Annotated in this window: 1 protein-coding gene; it reads right to left on the bottom strand. The window is 37.8% G+C overall.

All coding sequences use genetic code 11. The annotated features are described in order from the left end of the window. Window positions 1-157: 157 nt before the first annotated feature. Window positions 158-368 (bottom strand): T9SS type A sorting domain-containing protein (locus SB679_RS23340; RefSeq protein ID WP_410704665.1); only part of this gene is annotated, 211 nt, incomplete at its 5' end.

The following is a 368-nucleotide window of genomic DNA, read 5'->3' as shown; positions in this document are numbered from 1 at the left end:
GCTGTTCCTCTATAGTAGGAAACCGGACTCTCTACAAACTTTGCAAGTGAAGTTGCATTGGGAGATGGAGGTAATATTTTTGGTGTATATTGTGCCTGTACCATTGAATTTAAGAATAAAATGGTACCTAACATTATAATCTTTCTTTTCATCGTAATTATTTCTTAATCAGTTTAGCATTTGCGGTCTTGTTGTTATCAGTCTTGATGGTCACCAGATAAGCTCCCTGAACCAAAGCCTGGGTATTAATTTTAGTTACCCTGTTTTTGGTCTTCAGGTTTTGCAGTTGTCTTCCGCTCATGTCATAGACCAGAATATCAGCCTCCTTGAAGTCAAAGCCTATTTCAACATAGGCATAATCAGTTACC

Origin of the sequence: Chryseobacterium sp. SIMBA_029, from assembly GCF_046535275.1 — a bacterium.
Lineage (GTDB): Bacteria > Bacteroidota > Bacteroidia > Flavobacteriales > Weeksellaceae > Chryseobacterium.
The sequence above is the reverse complement of the archived record's forward strand: the minus strand, read 5'-3'. Positions and strand labels throughout refer to the sequence as shown.